General features: G+C 57.0%; 25 protein-coding genes. 13 read left to right on the top strand and 12 right to left on the bottom strand.

Going from position 1 to position 24,582, the window contains the following annotated elements; translation table 11 throughout:
• Window positions 1-116 precede the first annotated feature (116 nt).
• The 3 genes from ACR0JR_RS11110 to deoD all read left to right on the top strand — a co-directional run bounded on the left by ACR0JR_RS11110 (window position 117) and on the right by deoD (window position 3,241).
• A complete protein-coding gene (locus ACR0JR_RS11110; protein WP_480456190.1) occupies window positions 117-2,084 on the top strand; it encodes a methylmalonyl-CoA mutase family protein in 1,968 nt (655 codons plus the stop codon).
• Between the two features lie 111 nt (window positions 2,085-2,195).
• Window positions 2,196-2,513, top strand: coding sequence for an H-NS histone family protein (locus tag ACR0JR_RS11105; RefSeq protein ID WP_480456188.1), 318 nt, complete (start codon window positions 2,196-2,198; stop codon window positions 2,511-2,513).
• Window positions 2,514-2,530: 17 nt separating this feature from the next.
• Window positions 2,531-3,241, top strand: coding sequence for a purine-nucleoside phosphorylase (gene deoD, locus ACR0JR_RS11100; RefSeq protein ID WP_480456187.1), 711 nt, complete (start codon window positions 2,531-2,533; stop codon window positions 3,239-3,241).
• A gap of 13 nt (window positions 3,242-3,254) precedes the next feature.
• On the opposite strand, the gene ACR0JR_RS11095 is transcribed toward deoD, so the two are convergent.
• The 10 genes from ACR0JR_RS11095 to ACR0JR_RS11050 all read right to left on the bottom strand — a co-directional run bounded on the left by ACR0JR_RS11095 (window position 3,255) and on the right by ACR0JR_RS11050 (window position 11,685).
• Window positions 3,255-4,118: an urea carboxylase-associated family protein gene (locus ACR0JR_RS11095; protein ID WP_480456186.1), complete on the bottom strand. Its 864-nt coding sequence runs from the start codon at window positions 4,116-4,118 to the stop codon at window positions 3,255-3,257.
• 563 nt (window positions 4,119-4,681) lie between these two features.
• Window positions 4,682-5,461, bottom strand: a complete 780-nt coding sequence (locus tag ACR0JR_RS11090) for a succinate dehydrogenase iron-sulfur subunit (RefSeq protein ID WP_480456185.1) — start codon at window positions 5,459-5,461, stop codon at window positions 4,682-4,684.
• Window positions 5,462-5,473: 12 nt separating this feature from the next.
• On the bottom strand, window positions 5,474-7,282 hold the full coding sequence (gene sdhA, locus ACR0JR_RS11085) for a succinate dehydrogenase flavoprotein subunit (RefSeq protein ID WP_170771937.1): 1,809 nt from the start codon (window positions 7,280-7,282) through the stop codon (window positions 5,474-5,476).
• A gap of 12 nt (window positions 7,283-7,294) precedes the next feature.
• On the bottom strand, window positions 7,295-7,678 hold the full coding sequence (locus tag ACR0JR_RS11080) for a succinate dehydrogenase, hydrophobic membrane anchor protein (RefSeq protein ID WP_480456184.1): 384 nt from the start codon (window positions 7,676-7,678) through the stop codon (window positions 7,295-7,297).
• Between the two features lie 12 nt (window positions 7,679-7,690).
• Window positions 7,691-8,074: a succinate dehydrogenase, cytochrome b556 subunit gene (gene sdhC, locus ACR0JR_RS11075; protein WP_010442835.1), complete on the bottom strand. Its 384-nt coding sequence runs from the start codon at window positions 8,072-8,074 to the stop codon at window positions 7,691-7,693.
• A gap of 204 nt (window positions 8,075-8,278) precedes the next feature.
• Window positions 8,279-8,953, bottom strand: a complete 675-nt coding sequence (locus ACR0JR_RS11070) for a DUF1194 domain-containing protein (RefSeq protein WP_480456183.1) — start codon at window positions 8,951-8,953, stop codon at window positions 8,279-8,281.
• Window positions 8,954-9,019: 66 nt separating this feature from the next.
• Entirely contained in the window at window positions 9,020-10,048 is a 1,029-nt protein-coding gene (locus tag ACR0JR_RS11065; protein WP_480456182.1) for a MaoC family dehydratase, read from the bottom strand.
• Window positions 10,048-10,254, bottom strand: coding sequence for a DUF1737 domain-containing protein (locus ACR0JR_RS11060; protein ID WP_480456181.1), 207 nt, complete (start codon window positions 10,252-10,254; stop codon window positions 10,048-10,050). The genes ACR0JR_RS11065 and ACR0JR_RS11060 overlap by 1 nt, the downstream gene beginning before the upstream one ends.
• A gap of 12 nt (window positions 10,255-10,266) precedes the next feature.
• Window positions 10,267-10,821: an NnrU family protein gene (locus tag ACR0JR_RS11055; RefSeq protein ID WP_480456180.1), complete on the bottom strand. Its 555-nt coding sequence runs from the start codon at window positions 10,819-10,821 to the stop codon at window positions 10,267-10,269.
• A gap of 6 nt (window positions 10,822-10,827) precedes the next feature.
• The gene (locus ACR0JR_RS11050; RefSeq protein WP_480456179.1) at window positions 10,828-11,685 is read right to left on the bottom strand and encodes an HpcH/HpaI aldolase/citrate lyase family protein; all 858 of its coding nucleotides are present in this window, start codon (window positions 11,683-11,685) and stop codon (window positions 10,828-10,830) included.
• A 177-nt stretch (window positions 11,686-11,862) separates the two neighbouring features.
• Here ACR0JR_RS11050 and ACR0JR_RS11045 point away from each other — a divergent pair, with 177 nt between their 5' ends.
• Window positions 11,863-12,162 carry a hypothetical protein gene (locus ACR0JR_RS11045; protein WP_480456178.1) on the top strand — a complete coding sequence of 100 codons (300 nt, stop codon included), beginning with the start codon at window positions 11,863-11,865 and terminating at the stop codon, window positions 12,160-12,162.
• Here the strand turns inward: ACR0JR_RS11045 and ACR0JR_RS11040 are convergent.
• Window positions 12,159-12,914: a sulfite exporter TauE/SafE family protein gene (locus ACR0JR_RS11040; RefSeq protein ID WP_170474238.1), complete on the bottom strand. Its 756-nt coding sequence runs from the start codon at window positions 12,912-12,914 to the stop codon at window positions 12,159-12,161. The genes ACR0JR_RS11045 and ACR0JR_RS11040 overlap by 4 nt on opposite strands.
• A gap of 161 nt (window positions 12,915-13,075) precedes the next feature.
• Here ACR0JR_RS11040 and mdh point away from each other — a divergent pair, with 161 nt between their 5' ends.
• From mdh to lpdA, 8 genes are all read left to right on the top strand, one after another.
• Window positions 13,076-14,038: a malate dehydrogenase gene (gene mdh, locus ACR0JR_RS11035; protein WP_480456177.1), complete on the top strand. Its 963-nt coding sequence runs from the start codon at window positions 13,076-13,078 to the stop codon at window positions 14,036-14,038.
• A 307-nt stretch (window positions 14,039-14,345) separates the two neighbouring features.
• A complete protein-coding gene (gene sucC, locus ACR0JR_RS11030; protein WP_480456176.1) occupies window positions 14,346-15,539 on the top strand; it encodes an ADP-forming succinate--CoA ligase subunit beta in 1,194 nt (397 codons plus the stop codon).
• Between the two features lie 83 nt (window positions 15,540-15,622).
• Entirely contained in the window at window positions 15,623-16,504 is an 882-nt protein-coding gene (gene sucD, locus ACR0JR_RS11025) for a succinate--CoA ligase subunit alpha (protein WP_480456175.1), read from the top strand.
• A 34-nt stretch (window positions 16,505-16,538) separates the two neighbouring features.
• The gene (locus ACR0JR_RS11020; RefSeq protein ID WP_480456174.1) at window positions 16,539-17,078 is read left to right on the top strand and encodes a DUF805 domain-containing protein; all 540 of its coding nucleotides are present in this window, start codon (window positions 16,539-16,541) and stop codon (window positions 17,076-17,078) included.
• Window positions 17,075-20,032: a 2-oxoglutarate dehydrogenase E1 component gene (locus tag ACR0JR_RS11015; protein WP_480456173.1), complete on the top strand. Its 2,958-nt coding sequence runs from the start codon at window positions 17,075-17,077 to the stop codon at window positions 20,030-20,032. Before ACR0JR_RS11020 ends, ACR0JR_RS11015 begins: the two co-directional genes overlap by 4 nt.
• A 3-nt stretch (window positions 20,033-20,035) precedes the next feature.
• Window positions 20,036-21,553 (top strand): 2-oxoglutarate dehydrogenase complex dihydrolipoyllysine-residue succinyltransferase, encoded by a 1,518-nt coding sequence (odhB, locus tag ACR0JR_RS11010; protein ID WP_480456172.1) that lies wholly within the window; start codon window positions 20,036-20,038, stop codon window positions 21,551-21,553.
• A 1-nt stretch (window position 21,554) separates the two neighbouring features.
• Window positions 21,555-21,824, top strand: a complete 270-nt coding sequence (locus ACR0JR_RS11005; RefSeq protein ID WP_010443693.1) for a hypothetical protein — start codon at window positions 21,555-21,557, stop codon at window positions 21,822-21,824.
• A gap of 71 nt (window positions 21,825-21,895) precedes the next feature.
• Window positions 21,896-23,284 carry a dihydrolipoyl dehydrogenase gene (gene lpdA / locus ACR0JR_RS11000; protein ID WP_170474220.1) on the top strand — a complete coding sequence of 463 codons (1,389 nt, stop codon included), beginning with the start codon at window positions 21,896-21,898 and terminating at the stop codon, window positions 23,282-23,284.
• Window positions 23,285-23,301: 17 nt separating this feature from the next.
• Here the strand turns inward: lpdA and ACR0JR_RS10995 are convergent, their stop codons facing one another.
• Entirely contained in the window at window positions 23,302-23,880 is a 579-nt protein-coding gene (locus ACR0JR_RS10995) for a TetR/AcrR family transcriptional regulator (protein WP_170781239.1), read from the bottom strand.
• A 102-nt stretch (window positions 23,881-23,982) separates the two neighbouring features.
• Between ACR0JR_RS10995 and ACR0JR_RS10990 the strand changes: the two genes are divergently transcribed.
• Window positions 23,983-24,576, top strand: a complete 594-nt coding sequence (locus ACR0JR_RS10990) for an NAD(P)H-dependent oxidoreductase (protein WP_480456171.1) — start codon at window positions 23,983-23,985, stop codon at window positions 24,574-24,576.
• The last annotated feature ends 6 nt before the right edge of the window (window positions 24,577-24,582 follow it).

Raw genomic sequence — 24,582 nt, 5'->3', positions numbered from 1 at the left:
CCACAATCTGAAGAAACTCGCGATGCCGCAACGCAGCGAATTGACATATACTAAAAATTGCGATTTATGCCAATAGAACGTAATTTTGTTACCCACCGATCCGCGAGGCCCGACCCATGACGCAGTTGCAGAAAGACCGCCCCTGGCTAATCCGTACCTATGCCGGTCACTCGACGGCCAAAGCGTCAAACGCGCTTTATCGTGCAAACCTGGCTAAAGGCCAGACCGGACTATCTGTGGCTTTCGATCTGCCAACCCAAACCGGATATGACAGCGACCATACGTTGGCGCGTGGAGAGGTTGGTAAGGTCGGTGTGCCAATCTGCCATCTTGGGGATATGCGGAATCTGTTCGATCAAATCCCGCTGGAACAGATGAACACCTCGATGACGATCAATGCCACAGCCCCATGGCTTTTGGCGCTTTATATCGCGGTGGCCGAGGAACAGGGTGCTGATGTCTCTAAACTGCAGGGCACAGTCCAGAACGATCTGATCAAGGAATATTTGAGCCGCGGCACCTATGTATGCCCGCCCAAGCCATCCCTGAAGATGATCGCGGACGTGGCCGAGTATTGCTACGAAAACGTGCCCAAATGGAACCCGATGAACGTGTGCTCGTACCACCTGCAAGAGGCAGGCGCGACGCCCGAGCAAGAGCTGGCCTATGCGCTGGCCACCGCCATCGCGGTTCTGGACGAACTGCGCCCGCGCGTTCCAGCGGAAGACTTCCCCGCACTCTGCGGACGGATTTCGTTTTTTGTGAATGCGGGCATCCGGTTTGTCACCGAAATGTGCAAAATGCGCGCATTTGTGGATCTTTGGGATGAGATTCTGCAGCAACGCTATGGTGTCGAAGACCCCAAGTTCCGCCGCTTTCGCTACGGCGTTCAGGTGAACTCGCTGGGGTTGACTGAACAGCAGCCGGAAAACAACGTCTATCGCATTCTGATCGAAATGCTGGCGGTCACCCTGTCAAAACGCGCCCGCGCCCGTGCGGTTCAATTGCCCGCCTGGAATGAAGCGCTGGGTCTGCCGCGCCCTTGGGATCAGCAATGGTCGATGCGGATGCAACAGATTCTCGCCTATGAAACCGACCTGCTGGAATATGGCGATCTGTTCGACGGCAACCCGGTAGTCGATGCCAAAGTCGAAGAACTCAAGAATGGTGCGCGGGCCGAATTGGCCAACCTCGAGTCGATGGGGGGCGCTGTTGCGTCGATCGAATACATGAAATCCCGCCTGGTCGAATCCAACGCCGAACGCCTGAACCGGATTGAACGCAACGAGACCGTTGTTGTTGGGGTCAATAAATGGACCGAGGGTGAAGCCTCACCCCTGCAAACTGAAGATGGCGGCATCATGGTTGTCGACCCGGCGGTTGAACAGGAACAAATCGGGCGGCTCAATGACTGGCGTACAATGCGGGATAACGCTGCGGTTAGCGCCGCGCTGCAGGCCTTACGCGAAGCGGCGCAATCAGGTGCTAATGTGATGGAACCTTCAATCGCCGCGGCCAAGGCCGGGGTTACAACCGGTGAATGGGCCGAAGAGATGCGCAAAGCATACGGCACCTATCGTGGGCCGACAGGTGTTTCCGGTTCGGTTTCGAACAAAACCGAAGGGTTAGAGGATTTGCGAGCCGCTGTCGATGCAGTCAGCGACCGTCTAGGACGCCGCTTGAAGTTCCTTGTCGGCAAGCCCGGTTTGGACGGCCACTCAAACGGAGCCGAACAGATTGCTTTCCGCGCACGCGATTGTGGAATGGACATCAGTTATGAAGGTATTCGCCTTACGCCAGAGGAAATCGTGTCAGCGGTCCAAGAGACAAATGCACATGTTATTGGTCTGTCCATTCTTTCGGGCAGCCACCTGCCGCTGGTGAAGGATGTGATGACGCGTCTGATCGAAGCGGGTCTGAGCGACATACCTGTCATCGTAGGCGGCATTATTCCCGATGAAGATGCAGAGCAATTGCGTTCCATGGGCGTGGCCAAAATCTATACGCCAAAAAACTTCGAATTAAATTTGATCATGGGTGATATTGTGACCTTGGTTGACCCCAAGGAAATCGCGGCTGAGTAGAAATAAAAAATGAATTTCCAATTCTAATTCCCAATGGGATGGAATAGAGATATTCGGATGAATTGAATTCCCATTGCGTTCTGCAGCGGAATAACCGGATTGGAGAGATAAATGGCAATCGATCTAGAGAAAATGTCGCGAAAAGAATTGCTCAAACTGCGCGACCAGGTCGAAAAAGCACTTAAAAACGCTGAAACGCGTGAGCGAAAAGCAGCTTTGAAGGCGGCCCAAGAGGCTGCAGCCGAGTTTGGCTTCTCGCTGTCTGAATTGTCGGGCGATGGTTCAAAGCCGGCGAAAGGCTCTAAGGCCAAGCCAAAGTACCAAAACCCTAACGACCCAACACAAACCTGGACAGGGCGCGGTCGTAAACCGCAATGGGTTCACGACGCTTTGAATGCAGGCATCGATATTTCTGACCTCGAGATCTGAGTTGAGGTAATGCCAAAATGACAATTCATATTGGAGCCAAAATAGGGGATATCGCCGAAACTGTTCTTTTGCCCGGCGATCCCTATCGCGCGAAATGGGCGGCTGAGACATTTCTGGATGATGTTAAGCTGGTCAACGAAGTACGCGGCATGCTGGGATTTACCGGCACCTGGAAAGGAAACCGTGTTACGATTCAAGGCAGCGGCATGGGGATGCCTTCCCTGTCAATCTATGTGAACGAACTAATCCGCGACTATGGTGCAAAAACACTGATCCGGATTGGGTCTTGTGGAGGCATGCAGGACAGCGTGAATGTGCGTGATGTCATTCTGGCGATGACCTCGACCACGCTCAGCACACCGTCGCGCGGCATCATGAAAGAGATGAACTTCGCCCCTTGCGCCGATTGGGGATTGCTGCAGGCCGCGGCGCAAGCGGCGCAATCCAAAAGTACACCGACGCATGTGGGCGGTATTTATTCATCCGATGTCTTCTATGACGAGCGTCCAGATCTGAACGAACAAATGGTTCGCCACGGCATCTTGGGCGTCGAGATGGAAGCGGCCGAGCTCTATATACTCGCTGCACGTCACAAGTGCCGGGCATTGGCGGTACTCACCGTTTCAGACCACTTGCTGACCGGCGAAGCCCTGCCCTCGTCAGATCGGGAGAGCAGCTTTGGCGAGATGGTTGAGATTGCGCTTCAAGCAGCGTTTCCAGACAGTTGAACAATACCAGAGCTTAACGCCCATGCGTGCCATCATATCCGTTGCGCGCAGGGCTGCTCCATCCTTCCAGGGCACCCTCGGTCGGGGCGAATGTCTCCACCAACAAGGGATAACACGCCGCCGTATCCGATGAGTGCTCCGACGAGCAATCACCGCCGGGGCACGCGCTGAGATTTCCAAGCAAGTCGATCTCGGCAAAAAACTCAAGATAATCACCAGGTCGCACGGGTGACGCCTTCATGAAGTATTGACCCGTGTCCCGCGTGAACCCGGTGCACATGAACACATTCAATACATCATGCACGGCGGGCTCAGCTTCGGCCAACGAGATGCCTAAATGATCCGCCAACGCGCGTGTAAGGTTTGAATGACAACAGTGATGGTACTGCGTTCCGGATAGAAGATTCCCGGTGTAGGGGTCGCAACGCGTCCCGATCACATCATGGACCGATCCGCCAAATTCATCGATTCCATACCAGCACAGCGTATCGGCAATGATGGTTGCCATGGGCCGCATATGTGGAAAGCTCGACCACATTCGCTCACCCGTTGTGAGGTGCGTACCGTGCAGAGCGCGCGTCTTGCCAGAGTAAAACCGTTCCGACAAATCAGTGAGGCTCCACATGTTGAGATCACCAACCTGAGACCCCTCGACAGACGTGATCCGAAAGAAATGTCCGGCAGGCACCTCAAAGCATCGTGCGTCGCGCGGTGGAACCAAAACCTCACCTGTTTTCTGAGCACCTGCGCGGGCATTTTGATAAAGCTCAAGACTAGGTTGAGGCAGCCCTTCGTTCGGGTAGCAAATCACTGGTGCAATCGCGCGGCGGGCATCTGCATCAGCGGGAGGTCGGGGAGTGGTCTGGGATTCTGTCATGGGCCGAGACTGGCTCAGTTCATCCAGGCGGGAAACCCCAAACTTTTGTCATTGCCCTTTCTGGCATTGTTTCGGTTCGGCAACGGATTGCGAAACCGCGCCGCAAAAGGCACAACGCCATTTGCCCTCGCTTCGGTGCTGCCGCCATCTGCAGTCTCGCGACAGTGAAGACGTGCGGGACCGCCAAAGGAAATAGGCGAACACACCAGCGGCAAGCAGAAGCAGGAGAATAGGCATGTCTCTGCTTTGCCGATTGCACCAAAGTTTTCAAGCCCGTGTAAGACGGTCAGGCCGCGTTTGCGTACTCAAACAGTTCGGGAGTTTCGTTTTTGTTCGGAACGACCGGTTCGGGCGAATAATAGGCCCAAGCCTGCTCCAATAACCTGAGCGCTTCGGCTGCATCGAATTTTTAGGTTTGTTTGTTCATTGGAGTGACCTCTATTCGATTCATCACTCCTCCCTATACGAAACTTAAATCCGCTCAGCGGCAAACGCATCGCATAGTTTTGCAGAGGCGTCATGCACTTGCCGCAAACCGGCAAGTGCTTTGGTTTGGTGCGCGATCAGACCGCGCGATCCACCATCATCTTCTTGATTTCGGCAATCGCCTTGGCCGGATTCAGACCCTTGGGGCAGGTCTTGGCACAGTTCATGATGGTGTGGCAGCGATACAGCTTGAAGGGATCTTCCAATTCATCCAGACGCTCACCCGTTGCCTCATCCCGGCTGTCGATGATCCAGCGATAAGCGTGCAGCAACGCGGCGGGGCCGAGGTAACGATCACCGTTCCACCAATAGCTGGGGCAGGAGGTCGAGCAGCTGGCGCACATCACGCATTCATAGAGACCATCCAGCTTTTTACGGTCTTCGATGGACTGCTTCCACTCTTTCGCCGGACGGTTGGTCTTGGTTTCCAGCCACGGCATGATCGAGGCATGCTGGGCGTAGAAATGCGTGAGATCCGGGATCAGGTCCTTGACCACCGGCATATGCGGCAGTGGATAGATTTTCACGTCGCCCTTGATCTCATCCATGCCATAGATACAGGCCAGCGTGTTGATACCATCGATATTCATCGCGCAGGAGCCACAGATGCCCTCGCGGCAGGACCGGCGGAAAGTCAGGGTCGGGTCGATCTCGTTCTTGATCTTAATCAGCGCGTCCAGAATCATCGGGCCGCAAGTGTCCATGTCGACGAAATAGGTATCGACACGCGGGTTCTGGCCATCATCCGGGTTCCAGCGATAGATCTGAAACTTGCGCACATTGGTCGCGCCATCGGGCTTGGGCCATGTCTTGCCGGTGGTGATCCGGGAATTCTTGGGGAGGGTCAATTGTACCATGGGTTCCTCTCCTTAGAACGTCCGCGCTTTGGGCGCGATTTTCTTCAGGCTGATGCCGCCTTCGGCCTCGGTGCTCAGCGGGTCGACGATCACTGGGCGATAACTGAGATCGACCTGTGTTCCATCGACGCGAGACACCGTGTGAACGCGCCAGTTTTCATCGTCACGCTCTGAAAAGTCTTCGTGTGCGTGGGCTCCACGGCTTTCCTTGCGCGCCTCGGCCCCAACGATAGTGGCCAGAGCGTTGGGCATTAGGTTCGCCAGTTCCAGCGTTTCCATCAGGTCGCTGTTCCAAACCAGCGAACGGTCGGTGACTTGCAGATCATCCATCTTGGCAGCGATCGCCGTCATCTTTTCAACGCCTTCGGCCATCGTCTTCGCGGTGCGGAAAACAGCCGCGTCCGCCTGCATGGTTTTTTGCATCTCAAGCCGCAAATCAGCAGTTGGGATCGCACCGCTGGCGTTACGCGCCGCATCGAAGCGGTCAAACGCCTTGTCGACCGATGCTTGGTTCAGCACCGGGTTCGGAGCCTCGGCATCCACGACCTTACCCGCGCGGATAGCTGCCGCACGACCAAAGACAACGAGGTCGATCAGAGAGTTTGAGCCCAACCGGTTTGCTCCGTGCACCGAGGCACAACCGGCCTCACCCACAGCCATCAAACCCGTCACAACCGCGGTCGGATCATCGGCCGTTGGGTTCAGAACCTCACCCCAATAGTTCGTTGGGATACCGCCCATGTTGTAGTGGACGGTAGGCAGAACCGGGATCGGCTCTTTGGTGACGTCCACGCCTGCGAAAATCTTGGCCGATTCCGAAATGCCCGGCAGTCGTTCCGCCAGAGCTTCAGCAGGCAAGTGGCTCAGGTTCAGGTGGATGTGATCCCCTTCGCCACCAACGCCGCGCCCTTCGCGGATTTCCATGGTCATCGAACGGCTGACATAGTCGCGCGGCGCAAGGTCTTTGTACTGGGGCGCATAGCGCTCCATGAACCGCTCACCTTCCGAGTTGGTCAGATAGCCGCCCTCGCCGCGCGCACCTTCGGTGATCAGGCAACCCGAACCGTAGATACCGGTCGGGTGAAACTGCACAAACTCCATATCCTGAAGCGCCAGGCCGGCGCGGGCCACCATGCCCCCGCCGTCGCCAGTGCAGGTGTGTGCCGAAGTCGCACTGAAATATGCTCGACCATAACCACCGGTCGCCAGCACCACCATCTTGGCGTTGAAGACGTGCATGGTGCCATCGTCCAGCTTCCAGCAGACGACGCCCTGACATTGCCCGTCTTCGGACATTATCAAGTCGATTGCGAAATACTCGATGTAGAACTCGGCGTTGTTCTTCAGCGACTGACCATAAAGCGTATGCAGGATCGCATGGCCCGTCCGGTCGGCGGCGGCACAGGTCCGCTGCACGGCGGGGCCTTCGCCAAATTCGGTGGTGTGGCCACCAAATGGGCGCTGATAGATCTTGCCTTCTTCGGTCCGGCTGAATGGCACACCATAATGTTCCAGCTCATAGACCGCCTTTGGAGCCTCGCGCGCGAGATATTCCATCGCATCCGTATCGCCCAGCCAATCCGAGCCTTTGACGGTGTCATACATATGCCACTGCCAATGGTCTGGCCCCATATTCGACAAGGACGCCGCGATGCCGCCCTGCGCCGCCACGGTGTGTGAACGGGTCGGGAATACCTTGGTCACACAAGCGGTGCGCAGGCCCTGTTCTGCCATACCCAAAGTTGCACGCAAACCCGCGCCTCCGGCACCAACAACCACCACGTCATATTCGTGGGTTTCGTATTCATATGCTGCTGTCATTGTTCTTGTTCCTTACTGCGCATAACCGAGGGCAAGCCGTGCGAGAGCAAAAAGACCCGCAGCAATCAGTGTGTAGGCAAACGCCCGTGCGGCCATCAGCGCCAGCTTTTCTGCAACGCCGTGCACATAGTCCTCAATCGCCTCCTGCGCTTCGCGCAGCAGATGCGGGACGACAACAACCAATGTCAGACCCATGACAATCGCCGGGAATGGTCGGCTGTAATACGCCAGAGCTTCTTCGTAGTTGCCACCCAACGCGCGCCCGAAGGTGAATACAAACAGCGGAACAAGAATGACCAGCGCCGCTGAGCTGAGCATCATCTGCCAATGATGATGTGTACCTACGCGTCCGGCTCCCATGCCCTGTGCGCGTTTACGGTCTGTTAGAAACTGCATACCAACCTCCCTCTAAAGCGCCACGGCTGTGATCAAGGCAAGAACCGTCGCCAGAACAAACATGCCAATGCCCATCTTCTCGGACACTTCGACATTCACGCAATATCCGAGATCCCAGATGACGTGCCGCAAACGGCCCAGCATGTGATAGAAAATTGCCCACGCTGCGCCGAACATGACCAGATCACCCAGGAAACTGGTCATCAGACCATTGATCAGGTCATAGGCGCCTGCTGATGTGGCTGCCGCCAGCAACCACCAGACGACCAACAAAGCCAAACCAAAGGACGCTAGACCCGTGATGCGCACCATAATCGAAGAGATGGACGTCATCTGCGGACGATAGATCGTCAAATGCGGAGAGAGCGGGCGGTTGCCCCGATTTACATCGGCCATGTTGGCTCCTTTTCGGTTGGCTACCGAACGTTTTACTGTTTTTTACGACTCTGTCACGCGCTGCAGGTGCAAAATCCAGTAAATTTGACGCAAAATCGCCTATAAGCAGTATTTGTGATCACACAAAATAATCTCGTGATCACAAAATACATTCGATACCACCAATGTTAGCGTTTTCAACGGAAAAGCAATGTGATCACGAATCTATGGCTGAGTTTGAGACAGCCCTGCAGTCTGCTGCGTCACCTCGCGCAAAAGCTTTTTGCGAATACGCTCAGGGTAATCAGCAAAGCCCGCGGCAGAGACGACAAAGGCCCCCTCACCCACGATAACATTCTCGAAGAAATAGGCTGTCAGGTCCGGTTCGCTTTCTTCTATAGCAATCGCGTTCACTGTGATTCCACTCTCACGCAATTTGGCGTGGATCGTCGAAGGTTCGATACCTTCATTCGAAATTCCGTCACCTGAAAGATCAATCAGATGTCTTTTGCAATCGCGCACCTCGTCGAAGCTTGTCACGGTCATCTCAAGCGCTTCACCAATTGCTGTAGAGAAATTACGCCAGACACGCGGATCAGCAGCAACCTGTTCGGCAAAATCGTCCAAAGTGGCAAAGCTGTCGATCCGTGTCCATGGAAGCGTGATCCTCTGGCGCGAACTACCAGTCCATTGCACTAGCATCAGCCTGGCCTGCCCGCGCACCAACGCCTCGGATACGATGGGATCACGCAGCCCTGCGGCAAGACCGTCCATCTGGATGCGGTATTCCTCGGAATCCACCGAGCCTGACACATCGACGGCCAGAGCAAGAGCAAGATCACAGGCAAATGCTTGCGGTGCCAGAAACAAACTGACCATGAGTGCGCGTAACATCGTCATACGCCGAGCCTAGCACGGATTTCACCGACCGCGATCACTTCAATGTCAGCAAACGGGCAGCCCGATTTACATGGGCATCAAGGCCCAGTAATCCAGATCCAATAGCACGTTGGGCAGGTACTTCCCATCCTCATTGCGCAGCTCAAATGGCTCCCCACCCTTGGTCGCCACAAGCCGCAATCGTAGTGCACCGATTCCCGGTGTTCCGGTCTCGGCCTTGTCCAGAACCTCGGACCAGACCTTGATCGTGTCGCCCGCAAAACAGGGGTTGGCGTGGGCGCCGCCGTTCAGGCCGACGATCATCTGCGCATTCGCCAAACCGTTGAACGACAACGCGCGCGCCATCGAGATCACGTGGCCGCCATAGATAAGCCGACCGTCGGGGCGGAAGGTGAGATCGAAATGCACTTTGGCCGTGTTCTGCCACAAGCGCGTAGCCAGCATGTGCTCGGCCTCTTCGACGGTCACGCCATCGACATGATTTATCGTTTCTCCCGTGTTGTACGCATCCCAGCGGTGGTTTTCGCCGGATTGTACAAAATCGTATTTCGAGAAATCGAGGCCCTGCGGCACGACCAGATCGCCAACATCCAGCACCTTCTTCAGGTCGGGCACAACGGTCTCAGGCGCGGGCGCATCTAGGTTAGATTTGCGCACCATCACCCAGCGCACATATTCGATCACCACTTCGTCGCGCTGGTTCAAACCGAGCGTACGCACCCAAACCACTCCGGTTTTGCCGTTTGAGTTCTGCTTAAGGCCAATCACCTCAGATACAGCGCGCAGCGTATCGCCGGGATAGACCGGTCGCAGCCAGCGACCCTCGGCATAGCCCAGATTGGCCACGGCGTTCAGCGAGATATCGGGAACCGTTTTGCCGAACACCACATGAAACGCAGCCAGATCGTCAATCGGGCTTTGCGGCAGGCCGCAATTCCGGGCAAACTCATCCGAGGAATAAAGCGCATGGCGAGCTGGATAAAGCGCGTGATAGAGCGCCCGCTCGCCATCCGTCACGGTGCGGGGTACTGCGTGATGCAGGACCTGCCCAACGGAATAATCCTCGAAAAAGTTACCCGGATTGGTTTTTGCCATTATTGCTGTCCCAGTTTCATGTCCGCAGAATAGTCGGCCTCGACCTCTTTGGTGACAGCCTGCGCGCAGCGCATCATGTTGTTGACAGCGTCAAAGGCATAAGACGGGTCTCCATAAAGCTCCCAACCATTGGCCAGCGCGTCCGAGACTTTGTGGCAGAAGGCAGATGTGTCTTCCTCGGTCAACAAACGATAAAGTTTCGCCATTGATTTGGTCCTTTAGCCACCGAACGGAGATGGGCCAACCAGCCCGTGAATATAGCCCACGACACCCAACAGCACGATTGAGCCGACAAAGAACATCGCATCCTTGCCATAGGTGCCGGGTTCACCCGGGGTCCAGTCAGGCTCGGACTTGTTGATCACGATGACTTCGACGATCGCCCAGGCCAGCAGGCCACCAAACAGCACAATCGAGGCCAGATCGCCATTTACCAGCAAATGCGCAAAGGCCCAGAGTTTAAAGCCACCCAGCATCGGGTGGCGCACTCTATTCAGCAGACGGCCTTTCTGTCCTGCCGGGCTCATCAAGTAGAACGCAATCAACACCAGCAGGTTGTTAATGTGGATCAGGAAGGTCGGCGGTGCCCAGACATAGATGAAATCGGTGATGCGATAGCCGAAAATCATCAGAAGGATCGCACCCGCCAAAGCCAGCACCACGACGCCCTTGCCCGCATCGCCCATGGCGGCACGGCGTTCCGGCATCACGCGCTTGAAGAGATGTGCGGCCCACCACAACGCCACACCAAGAATCAGAAGAACAAAGCCCATGCTGGCTTACCCCGCTTGCAAAGCTAATATCGCCTCTGCTTTTGCCAGAGTTTCGCGGGCAGTTACAACGTGTAGGTTTTCGACAATCTTGCCATCGACAACGGCGACCCCCTGACCTTGTGCCTCGGTCTCTTCAAAGGCTGCGATCTGGCGGCGGGCCAATTCGATCTCGGTGTCCGAAGGCGCAAAGGCAGTATTTGCAATCTCGACCTGCGCGGGGTGGATCAGTGTCTTGCCGTCAAAGCCCATATCACGACCTTGCGTGCATTCGGTCCGCAGCCCGTCTTCGTCCTTGAATGCATTATAGACGCCATCCACGATGATCAGCCCTTCGGCCTTTGCGGCCAGCAAGCACAGGCCCAGCGAGGTCATCATCGGCAAACGGTCGGGGCGGTAGCGCGTCTGCAGCTCTTTCGCTAGATCGTTGGTCCCCATGACGAAGCCAGCCATCAGCGGATGTGCGGCGATTTCGGCCGCGTTCAACATGCCACGTGGGGTTTCCATCATGGCCCAGATCGGCAGATCACCGGTGATCGCCGCCAGCGCATCCACATCCGCGGCCGAGTTTACCTTGGGCAGAAGAACGGCGTCCGCATCCATCTCACGCACAGCTTCGGCATCGGCGCGACCCCATTCGGTATCCAAACTGTTAATCCGCACGATCTTGCCCCGCGCGCCGTACCCGCCGGCGGCCAACGCTTCCTTGAGCGTTTCGCGCGCGTTCTCTTTCTCATCAGCTGCAACCGCGTCTTCAAGATCAAAGATGATGGCATCCACCGGCAGCGTGCGCGCTTTATCCAGCGCCCGATCACGCGAGCCGGGGATATAGAGAACAGAACGATAAGGGCGTTGGCGCGGATCCACGGGACTCTCCCATTGAAATAATGTTGCGCGGAATGGGGCATTTTTTGACGGAAAGTTCAAGCACAAAATCGCCGCAACGCAGCATTCTGGCATCGTGACGCAACGCTCGTTGCCTTAACGCGATTTCTTTCAGCCTGCAGCACGCTGTTTTCAAGAAGGAATCGAAAGGGGTGACTGATGAAGACGATATTGCTGAATTTGACGATCGGGTTGGGCATCATGGTGTTGGCTGCGCAACAGGTCAGCGCTCAGAACTGCGCGCCGCGCGAGGATGTGATCAAGCGTTTGGCAAAGACCTATGGCGAAACCCGGCGCGGCATCGGGATTGCGCGTCAAGGGGCGGTGATGGAGGTTTTTGCCTCGGATCGAACCGGCAGTTGGACCATTGTTGTGACCTTGCCCGAGGGAGTGACCTGCCTGATCGCCTCGGGCCAATCCTTTGAGGTGCTAGCTGAGGCATTGCCGCCCAACGCTTAGACCAATGCGTCCCAGATCAATTTACTGCCAGTCAGTGTTAGCAGGACATAGGCGATGCCAAAGAACAGGCGTTCGGACAGCATGAAATGTGCCCGGACGCCGAGCCAGGCCCCGAGGATCGCAAACGGGGTTAGCAACAGATCGGCTAGTGCCGTGTGCCATGTGAATAGACCCAGATAGGCGAACGGTACGAATTTCACGGCATTGATCACCCAGAAGACCAGTACGGTTGAGGCCTGAAATTCGGTTTTCGTCAGGCGTTGGGACAGCAGATAGACGGCGGCGGGCGGACCGCCTGCATGGCTGACAAAGCTGGTGAACCCGGCAACCAGCCCGGCAAACAATCCTGCCGAAGGCGGCAGGCGGTTGGCAAAGCCGCGTACCCAGCCACTTGTCTGGGCAACATGCCAGATCACAAAGCCGACCGATATCCCACCAATCAGCAGGCGCAGCAGATCGTCATCGGTGACACGATAGAGCCACGCGCCCAACGCAATGCCGGGCACTGCACCCAGAATCAGCAGACGCGAATCCGGCCAGTTCCAGCGTTTCCAATAGGGCTTTAACGTGGCGACATCGATCACCATGAGGATCGGAAGCATCAACGCCAACGCCTGCCCAGGCGTCAGGATCAGCGCCAGAATCGACGACGACGCAAAGGCCACGCCCGAGCCGAACCCACCTTTCGAGATACCCGCGAAGATCACTGCTGGGATCGCCACGGCAAAAAACATCAGGTTCATCTCGAACATCTGGCGCCCCGGAAATATGCATGAGTCACAGGCGGTTTAGCGCAATCAGCACATGACATGCAAACGGTATGCGGTGGCATGCCGCGTCGCAGGAGGCTTGCGCGACGCCGCATTTACGACTAGCAAAACCGCGATTTCAAAACCCATCGGAGATATTCCAAATGGCCAGACCCAAGATCGCGCTGATCGGCGCAGGTCAGATCGGCGGCACGCTCGCCCACCTCGCTGCAATGAAAGAACTTGGTGACGTTGTCCTGTTCGACATCGCCGAAGGCACCCCGGAAGGCAAGGCGCTGGATATCGCCGAATCCGGCCCCTCGGAAGGCTTTGATGCCAAGCTGAAAGGCACCCAGTCCTATGAAGATATCGCAGGCGCAGACGTTTGCATCGTCACCGCTGGTGTGCCACGCAAACCGGGCATGAGCCGCGATGATCTGCTGGGCATCAACCTGAAAGTCATGAAATCGGTTGGCGAAGGCATCGCCGCCAATGCGCCTGACGCGTTCGTCATCTGCATCACCAACCCGCTGGACGCGATGGTCTGGGCCTTACGTGAATTCTCGGGCCTGCCGCATAACAAGGTTTGCGGCATGGCGGGCGTTCTGGATTCGGGCCGTTTTGCGCACTTCCTTTCGGAAGAGTTCAACGTCTCGATGCGCGACGTCACAGCGTTTGTTCTGGGTGGCCACGGCGACACCATGGTGCCGTCGGTTCGTTACTCGACCGTCGCCGGTATCCCGCTGCCTGATCTGGTTGAGATGGGCTGGACCACACAAGAGAAACTGGACGCCATCGTTCAGCGCACCCGTGACGGCGGTGCTGAAATCGTCGGCCTGTTGAAAACCGGTTCAGCCTTCTACGCGCCCGCCACTTCGGCGATTGAAATGGCCGAGGCCTATCTGAAAGACCAGAAACGTGTTCTGCCTTGCGCCGCTTATTGCGATGGCGAGCTTGGAGTCGAAGGCATGTATGTCGGCGTTCCTACCGTGATCGGTGCCGGCGGCGTCGAACGGGTCGTCAACATCAAGCTGAACGAAGAAGAGCAGGCAGGTTTCGACAACTCGGTGAATGCTGTGAAGGGTTTGATCGAAGCTTGCAAAGGCATCGATAACTCGCTGGCCTAATCGTCAGCAGTGAAGAATTTGAAACCGGCTCTTGGTGGGCCGGTTTTCTTTTATGCCATACATCATGAGTCAGAGATGTTGGCGCAATCGCCGAAAGTCACATGTATGAATGTGTTTTCTTCGCGCGAACCTGCATCATCGAATCAAGCTTACGCTTTGCTCAAACTTTGTGATCACACCCCAAAAACCTGTGATCACAAATCCTGAAAATCTTCGACAATTTCCCGTGACACGTCAAAAAACTCTTTAATTTTGGCGCTTAGACACGCCTATAACAGGGTAATCGTAGTCAGACGGGACAATTTCGATGAACATTCACGAATATCAGGCCAAAGCTCTTTTGCGCAGCTATGGCGCTCCGGTCTCCGACGGTCGCGCGGTTTTGCGCGCCGAGGAAGCCAAAACCGCAGCCGGTGAACTGGATGGCCCTTTGTGGGTTGTAAAAGCACAAATCCACGCAGGTGGGCGCGGTAAAGGCAGCTTCAAAGAAGCCGACGCCGGTGAAAAGGGCGGTGTCCGTCTGACCAAGTCGGTGGAAGAGGCCGCCGAAGAAGCCAAAAAGATGCTAGGCCGCACGCTGGTCACACATCAGACCGGCCCCGCGGGCAAACAGGTCAACCGCATCTATATCGAGGCCGGGTCCGGCATCGAACGCGAGCTGTATCTGGCCCTGCTGGTGGATCGCCAGACTAGCCGCATCTCGTTTGTCTGCTCGACCGAAGGCGGCATGGACATCGAAGAAGTGGCCGCCGCCACGCCCGAGAAAATCCTGTCCTTCTCGGTTGACCCTGCGACGGGCTATCAGCCTTACCATGGTCGCCGCATCGCCTTTTCGCTGGGTCTGCAAGGCGCGCAGGTCAAGCAATGCGTCAAGCTGATGAACCAGCTCTATAGCGCCTTCGTAGAGAAGGACATGGAGATGCTGGAGATCAACCCGCTGATCGTTTCCGACAGTGGCGACCTGAAAGTGCTGGACGCGAAAGTCGGCTTTGATGGCAACGCGGTCTACCGCCACCCGGATATCGCCGAACTGCGTGACACGACCGAGGAAGACCCCAAGGAACTGGAAGCGTCGAAATACGACCTGAACTACATCGCCCTGGATGGTGAGATCGGCTGCATGGTCAATGGCGCCGGTCTGGCGATGGCAACGATGGACATCATCAAGCTTTACGGTGCCGAGCCTGCCAACTTCCTCGACGTGGGCGGCGGCGCGACCAAAGAGAAAGTTACCGAGGCGTTCAAGATCATCACCTCGGACCCACAGGTCAAAGGCATTCTGGTCAACATCTTCGGCGGTATCATGCGCTGTGACGTCATCGCCGAGGGCGTTGTTGCTGCCGTCAAAGAGGTCGGCCTGCAGGTTCCGCTGGTCGTGCGTCTGGAAGGCACAAACGTTGAGAAAGGCAAAGAGATCATCAACACCTCTGGCCTGGACGTGATCGCGGCGGACAACCTGAAAGACGGTGCCGAGAAGATTGTGAAGGCCGTCAAAGGCTGAGTGTCATCCCGTAGGGTGGGCTGCAGCCCACCTTTCCCAAGATTTCGGCGGGCTGAAGCCCGCCCTACAAAGGAGAACGCCAGATGGCAGTCCTCATCGACGAAAATACCAAAGTGATCTGTCAGGGCTTTACCGGCTCGCAGGGCACATTCCACTCTGAACAGGCCATTGCTTATGGCACCAAGATGGTAGGCGGAGTGACGCCCGGCAAAGGCGGGATGACACATCTTGACCTGCCCGTGTTCAACTCGGTCCACGAGGCCAAGCATTTGACCGAAGCCAACGCCTCGGTGATCTATGTTCCGCCGCCGTTTGCGGCTGACTCGATCCTCGAGGCGATTGATGCCGAGATGGAGGTGATCGTCTGCATCACCGAAGGCATTCCGGTTCTGGACATGATGAAGGTGAAGCGTGCGCTGGAAGGCTCGAACTCGCGCTTGATCGGGCCGAACTGCCCCGGTGTCATCACGCCTGATGCCTGCAAGATCGGCATCATGCCCGGCCACATTCACAAGCGCGGTTCGGTCGGCGTTGTGTCCCGTTCGGGCACCCTGACCTATGAGGCCGTCAAGCAGACCACCGATGTGGGTCTAGGCCAGTCCACCTGCGTGGGCATCGGCGGCGACCCGATCAAGGGCACCGAGCATATCGACGTGCTGGAGTGGTTCCTGGCCGATGACGAAACCGAATCGATTATCATGATTGGTGAGATCGGTGGCTCAGCCGAGGAAGAGGCTGCGCAGTTCCTGGCGGACGAGGCCAAGAAGGGGCGCAAAAAGCCGACCGCTGGTTTCATAGCAGGTCGCACCGCCCCTCCGGGCCGCCGCATGGGTCACGCGGGCGCGATTGTCGCCGGCGGCAAAGGTGGCGCCGAAGACAAGATCGAAGCCATGCGCTCGGCCGGTATTGTCGTGGCCGAAAGCCCGGCGCAGCTGGGTGAGGCTGTGCTGGAAGCCATCGGTTAACCAGAATTTGACTGCTTTGAGAGGAGCGGTAAACATGACTTTCGGCGAAGCCATTAAAACCTGTTTCTCCAAGTTTTTCACCTTTTCGGGCCGTGCCTCGCGGCCCGAATACTGGTTTTTTTTCCTGTTCATCGTGATCTGGAGCATTATTGCCGGGATCATTGACTGGCAGTTCTTCACTCAGGTCGCAGTGACCGAAACGGAGACTACCAAATCCGTTACGGCCACCTCGACAGGCCCGGTGCAGAGCATCGTCAGCCTGATCGTCTTTTTCCCGCATCTGGCTGTCGCGTGGCGGCGGATGCATGATACTGGGCGGAGTGGGCTTTATGCGTTGTTGCCGATCTTGCTGATCCTCGGTGCGCTGGCCGTTCTGATCTTTGGCATCGGCCTCGCCAACCAGTTCCATGGCGGCACGTTGGATATCCTGTTCACCCGCGCAACACTTCTTATCGTCATTCCGACACTGTTGGTTCTCATCGTGTCGCCCCTCCTGGTTCTGTGGTGGCTTACCCGCCCCAGCGAACCAGGCACCAACCAATACGGTCCCAACCCATATGAGGTAGCCCAATGACCGAACACTCGCCCAACTCAGCCTTTCATGCCTCCAGCTTCATGCAGGGGCATAATGCCGAATATCTGGAGCAGCTTTATGCCCAGTACACCAAGAACCCCGGCGCGGTCGACGCAGCCTGGGTCGAGTTTTTCAAGGCCATGGGCGACGATGCGCCGGATGTGCAGCGCGAGGCCGAGGGGCCATCCTGGGCGCGCAGTGATTGGCCTCCGATGCCAGCGGATGATCTGACGGGTGCGTTGACTGGGGAATGGGCCGAGATCGATGCCAAGGCGGCGGGCAAGAAGATCAAGGACAAGGCCGCGACCAAGGGCGTTGAGGTCAGCGACGACCAGATCAAGCGCGCGGTGCTGGACAGTTTGCGGGCGCTGATGCTGATCCGGGCCTATCGCATCCGGGGACATCTGGCCGCTGATCTGGATCCGCTGGGGATGCGCGCCGCAAGCACGCATCCTGAACTGGATCCAAAGACCTACGGCTTTACCGATGCGGATATGGACCGCCCGATCTTTATCGACAATGTTCTGGGCCTGCAGATGGCCAGCATGCGCCAGATCGTCGAGATCGTGAAGCGGACTTACTGTGGCACCTTCGCGCTGCAATATATGCATATCTCGAACCCTGAAGAGGCCGCTTGGCTGAAGGAAAGGATCGAAGGGTACGGCAAGGAAATCGCCTTCACCAAAGAGGGCCGCAAGGCGATCCTGAATAAGATGGTCCAGGCCGAGGGCTTCGAGAAATTTCTGCATGTCAAGTACATGGGCACCAAGCGGTTCGGTTTAGACGGTGGTGAAAGCCTGATCCCTGCAATGGAACAGATCATCAAGCGCGGCGGTGCGCTGGGATTGCAGGACATCGTCATCGGGATGCCACACCGGGGGCGTCTGAACATTTTGGCCAATGTGATGGGCAAACCCTATCGCGCCATATTCAATGAATTCCAGGGCGGCAGCTTCAAGCCTGAGGATGTGGATGGATCGGGTGACGTAAAGTATCACCTCGGCGCCTCCAGTGACCGGGAGTTTGACGGCAACTCAGTGCACCTATCGCTGACCGCCAACCCCTCGCACCTTGAGGCAGTGAACCCGGTGGTTCTGGGCAAGGTCCGCGCCAAGCAGGATCAGCTGAACGACGAAGACCGCACCAAGGTGATGGGCATTCTGCTGCACGGCGATGCGGCCTTTGCCGGACAAGGTGTGGTGGCTGAAGGGTTCGGCCTGTCGGGTCTGAAAGGGCACAAGACCGGCGGCACCATGCATATTGTGGTGAACAACCAGATCGGCTTTACCACCGCACCGCATTTCTCGCGCTCCAGCCCTTATCCGACGGATATCGCGCTGATGGTTGAAGCGCCGATCTTCCATGTGAACGGTGACGACCCCGAGGCGGTGGTGCATGCCGCCAAGGTGGCGACCGAATTCCGTCAGAAGTTCCACAAGGACGTGGTGCTTGATATCTTCTGCTACCGCCGGTTTGGTCATAACGAGGGCGATGAGCCCATGTTCACCAACCCAATCATGTACAAGAAAATCAAGACGCATAAGACTACGCTGTCGCTGTACACGGAACGTCTGGTCAAAGACGGCCTGATCCCCGAAGGCGAGATCGAGGATATGAAGGCCGCCTTTCAGGCCCATCTGAACGAAGAGTTCGACGCCGGGAGAGACTATAAGCCCAACAAAGCCGATTGGCTGGATGGGCGCTGGTCGCATCTGGACAAGAACAAAGAAGAATACATGCGCGGCGAAACCGCGATCTCAGCGGATACGCTGGCCGAGATCGGGACCGCCCTGACCACAGCACCCGAAGGTTTTGCGATGCATAAAACCGTCGGACGATTGCTGGAACACAAGAAACAGATGTTCGAAAACGGGACCGGATTTGACTGGGCAACTGGCGAGGCTCTGGCGTTTGGCTCGCTGCTGACCGAGGGCTACCCAGTGCGTCTGGCCGGACAGGACGCGACGCGAGGTACATTCAGCCAACGCCATTCCGGATTTGTCCATCAGGAAACCGAAGAGCGCTACTACCCGCTGAACAACATCCGCAAGGGTCAATCTCATTATGACGTGATTGACTCGATGCTCAGCGAGTATGCGGTCTTGGGTTTCGAGTACGGATACTCTCTGGCCGAGCCAAACGCGCTGGTCCTTTGGGAAGCACAGTTTGGCGACTTCGCCAACGGGGCGCAGATCATGTTCGATCAGTTCATCAGCTCGGGTGAGAGCAAGTGGCTGCGGATGTCCGGTTTGGTCACGCTGCTGCCGCATGGTTTCGAGGGGCAGGGCCCGGAACACTCATCCGCGCGCCTGGAACGGTTCCTGCAGATGTGCGGTCAGGACAACTGGATCGTGGCGAACTGTACAACGCCCGCGAACTATTTCCACATCCTGCGCCGTCAGTTGCACCGGACTTTCCGCAAGCCTCTGATCCTGGTGACGCCAAAGTCGCTGCTGCGTCATAAACTGGCGGTCAGCACGGCGGATGACTTCACCACAGGCTCCAGCTTCCACCGGGTGCTGTGGGATGACGCGCAGAAGGGAAATTCAGACACCAAGCTGGTGGCGGATGACAAGATCAAGCGTGTGGTGATGTGTTCGGGCAAGGTTTACTTTGACTTGCTGGAAGAACGCGATGCGCGCGGCATCGATGACATCTACCTGATGCGAATCGAGCAATACTATCCCTTCCCTGCGCATTCGCTGATCAACGAACTTGAGCGTTTCAAAGGTGCCGAGATGGTCTGGTGTCAGGAAGAGCCCAAGAACCAGGGGGCCTGGACCTTTATCGAACCCAATATCGAATGGGTTCTGACCCGCATTGGCGCAAAACACACCCGTCCGGTCTATGCCGGTCGCGCAACCTCGGCCTCGCCTGCAACGGGTCTGGCCAGCCAACACAAAGCCCAACAAGAAGCGCTGGTGAACGAAGCGCTGAGCATTGAAGGAAAGTAAACGATGACGATTGAAGTTCGTGTTCCCACGCTGGGCGAGTCTGTCACCGAAGCCACCGTTGCGACATGGTTCAAGAAACCCGGCGACGCCGTTGCAGTTGATGAAATGCTGTGTGAGCTGGAAACTGACAAGGTGACGGTCGAAGTGCCCTCGCCTACCGCAGGTGTGATGGGCGAGATTGTCGCTACCGAAGGTGAGACGGTGGGTGTCGATGCATTGCTGGCCACCATCACCGCTGGCGAAGGGGCAGCGCCTGCTCCGGCAGCGGCGGCCCCGGCCCCAGCTGCAGCAGCGCCGGCTGCGGCAGGTGGCAGCGTGGACGTCATGGTGCCGACGCTGGGCGAATCCGTGACCGAGGCAACTGTTTCGACATGGTTCAAACAGGTTGGTGACAACGTCGCGCAGGACGAAATGCTGTGCGAGCTGGAAACCGACAAGGTCTCGGTCGAAGTTCCGGCCCCGGCGGCAGGCGTTCTGGCTGAGATCGTTGCGCCCGAAGGCAGCACGGTCGATGCGTCTGCCAAGCTGGCGGTGATCTCGGGCTCGACCGCAGGTGTGGCAAGCGCTCCGGTTGCGGCCGCTGCCGCTCCGACTGCAGCCAGCACAGGTAAAGACGTGGCCAACGCACCATCAGCTGAGAAAGCGATGGCCGAAGCCGGTCTGACCGCCGATCAGGTCACCGGCACCGGTCGCGATGGGCGTATCATGAAAGAAGACGTGGCAAAGGCAGTTGCTGCAGCAGCTACAGCCCCAGCGCCTACGGCGGCTGCGCCCGCCCCCGCTGCCCAAGCTCCACGCGCTCCTGTGGCTGCCGAGGATGCAAGCCGCGAAGAGCGCGTGCGCATGACCCGTCTGCGCCAGACCATCGCCAAGCGCCTGAAGGACGCGCAGAACACAGCGGCCATCCTGACCACCTATAACGAGGTGGACATGACCGAGGTGATGGCCCTGCGTAATCAATACAAAGACCAGTTCGAGAAAAAGCACGGCGTGCGTCTGGGCTTTATGTCCTTCTTCACCAAGGCCTGCTGTCATGCGCTGAAAGAAGTGCCCGAAGTGAATGCCGAGATCGACGGCAATGACATCGTCTACAAGAACTTTGTGCATATGGGCGTCGCCGCTGGTACGCCTCAGGGACTGGTGGTTCCGGTGATCCGCGACGCCGACAGCATGTCCTTCGCAGCGATCGAGAAAGCCATTGCTGAAAAGGGCAAGCGCGCCCGCGACGGCAAGCTTTCGATGGCTGAAATGCAGGGCGGTACGTTCACGATCTCGAACGGTGGCGTCTATGGCTCGTTGATGTCTTCACCGATCCTGAACCCGCCGCAATCAGGTATTCTGGGAATGCACAAGATTCAGGACCGCCCGATGGTCATCAATGGCGAGATCAAGATCCGCCCGATGATGTATCTGGCTCTGTCCTATGACCACCGTATTGTTGACGGCAAGGGTGCGGTGACCTTCCTGGTTCGCGTGAAAGAAGCGCTTGAAGACCCACGCCGCCTGTTGATGGATCTATAAGATGGCAACACATGTACTCTGGCAGGCCGATGTGGCCGATTTCGACGCCTGGCTAAAAGTGTTCCGCGAGGATATGCCGATGCGTAAGGCCGCGGGTATCCGCGACCTGCATGTCTGGCGTGATCCCGATCAGAAGGACCATGCGATTGCAATGTTCGAGGTCGTGAACCTAGACAAGGCCCGTGCCTTTTTCGGGTCCGAGGAACTGGCGATGCATCACGAGCGTGGTGGGATTGCGCATATCTCGATCAAGCTGCTGGAACCCGTTTGACAAAAGATATTTCTGACCCACGAAATCGGGTCGGGGAAGTACCGGGCGACCGGTCGATTTAGGAGAATGTAATGGCAAATTATGACGTCATCGTAATCGGCGCCGGGCCCGGCGGCTATGTCTGCGCAATTCGCTGCGCTCAACTGGGTCTAAAGACCGCTGTGGTCGAAGGGCGCGAGACGCTGGGCGGGACATGCCTTAACGTGGGCTGCATCCCCTCGAAAGCTTTGCTGCATGCCAGTCACCAGTTGCACGAAGCTGAACATAACTTTGCCAAGATGGGTCTGAAGGGGAAATCGCCTTCGGTCGATTGGAAGCAGATGCAGGCCTATAAGGATGAAGTCATCGATGGCAACACCAAGGGCATCGAGTTCTTGTTCAAGAAGAACAAGATCGATTGGCTGAAAGGTTGGGGCTCGATCCCCGCTGCGGGCAAGGTCAAGGTTGGCGATGAGGTGCATGAGGCCAAGAACATCATCATCGCGTCGGGCTCTGAGCCGTCGGCGCTGCCCGGCGTCGAGGTTGACGAAAAGGTCGTAGTGACTTCGACCGGAGCGCTGTCTCTGGGCAAAGTTCCCAAGAAAATGATTGTGATCGGTGCCGGTGTGATCGGGCTTGAGCTGGGTTCGGTCTACAGTCGTTTGGGCGCCGAGGTGACGGTAATCGAATTCCTCAAGGAAATCACGCCGGGCATGGACCCGGAGGTGCAGAAGACCTTCCAGCGCATCCTGAAGAAACAGGGCTTGAAATTCGTCATGGGCGCTGCCGTGCAAAAGACCGAGGCGACCAAGACCAAGGCCAAGGTGACCTACAAGCTGCTCAAAGACGACAGTGAGCATGTGATCGACGCCGATACCGTGCTGGTGGCAACCGGGCGCAAGCCGTACTCGGATGGTCTGGGGCTGGACGCTCTGGGCATCGAGATGACCCCGCGCGGCCAGATCAAGGTTGGGGCCGATTGGCAGACCAATGTGCCGGGTATCTACGCCATCGGCGACGTGACCGAAGGCCCAATGCTGGCGCACAAGGCTGAAGACGAGGGCATGGCCGCAGCTGAACAGGTCGCTGGCAAACACGGTCACGTAAACTATGGCGTCATTCCGGGGGTCATCTACACCTGGCCCGAGGTGGCCAATGTGGGTGAGACCGAAGCGACACTCAAGGAACAGGGCCGCGCCTACAAGGTCGGCAAGTTCATGTTCATGGGCAATGGCCGAGCCAAGGCAAATTTTGCGGCCGACGGATTCGTCAAGATTCTGGCAGACAAAGATACTGATCGCATTCTGGGCGCACATATCATCGGCCCTGCGGCCGGCGACCTGATCCACGAGGTCTGCGTGGCGATGGAGTTCGGCGCCTCGGCCGAAGATCTAGCCCTGACCTGCCATGCGCACCCGACCTATTCCGAAGCGGTGCGCGAGGCCGCTCTAGCCTGTGGTGACGGACCAATTCATAGCTGAATAAACGACCCCGGTGGTTATCTCGCCGGGGTCAACCACGCCTCAAGATAAACCTTAAGCCTTTCGCTGAAGCTTTTTGAGGCATGCAGCGCACAGAACTTTAGCGACATGGCCTGAATTGCAAATGCCTGCACTCCTTCGGCCAAAAGCTCCGAAGGAACGTCCTGGCGAACATTCGCATCTTCGAGCCACATCATCACGACACGGAAGTATCGTTCAAAGAAATATGCGATTGGACCAATCTCGGCTATTGCCGTTGCGCCGGAATACCTGATGAGCAGGTCGAATACATAGCGTTCAACCGTCATGAAGTTGTGCACGGGCTCTAGGGCCGCGATGATTTGTGGCACTGATTTTGGGGGCTTTCCGGCCTCTGCCTGATCAAGGCAGGCATTCAGTTTTTCCGCCAGCAGGATTTCCATTAGCGCGTCTTTGTCGCGAAAATGCGCAAAGAATGTCCCCTTGGCCACGCCTGCAGCCTGAACCACCTCTTCCACGCGCAGAGCTTCGTACCCGCCCTTCTGAATCACGTCCTCGGCGGCTGAGATCAGGCGTGCTCGGGTTTTAAGAGTTCGTTTTTGAATTGGTCTCTGCATAGTGCTTGTTTGCATATTTTTTGACCATGGTCAAATTTATTATTGACCGCGGTCATTTTCTGCGCTTACAAAGTGACCACGGTCAATTTTAGGAGATTCGCAATGCCAGCTAAGAAGATACTCGTCCTCAATGGGCACCCTGCCGAAAGCAGCCTGTCGCGCACCTTTGCACAAACCTATGCAGACGCAGCCATTGCCAAAGGTCACGAGGTTCGCATGGTGCATCTGAGTGATCTGCAGTTCGATCACGACTTTGGTCAGGGAAATTATGAAGATTTCAAACCGCTTGAGCCCGTGCTTGAACAGGTATTGCAGGACATCGAGTGGAGCGAGCACCTGGTCCTGACGACACCGATGTGGTGGGGCGGTCTGCCAGCCAAGCTGAAGGGCCTGATCGACCGGACATTCATCCCAGGACGGACGTTCGATACGCGGAACACAACAATGATCGGTTTGCCAGCACCGATGCTGAGCGGACGCACCGCAAGGGTGATCCTGACGTCAGATACGCCAGGCTGGTTCATGCGTATAATCTATCGGCAGGCGCTGCTGCGGCAGCTTCGCGATCAGGTTCTAGGCTTTGTTGGGTTCAAGCCTACCCGCTTTACCTATTTTGCCAGCGCAAGCTATCCGAAACCCGGAAGCGTTGAACGTTGGATCGGCAAAGTGGCCAGAATGGGAGCCGCCGCGCTTTGAAGTTAC

The organism is Ruegeria sp. AA3, assembly GCF_056542905.1.
The sequence above is the reverse complement of the archived record's forward strand: the minus strand, read 5'-3'. Positions and strand labels throughout refer to the sequence as shown.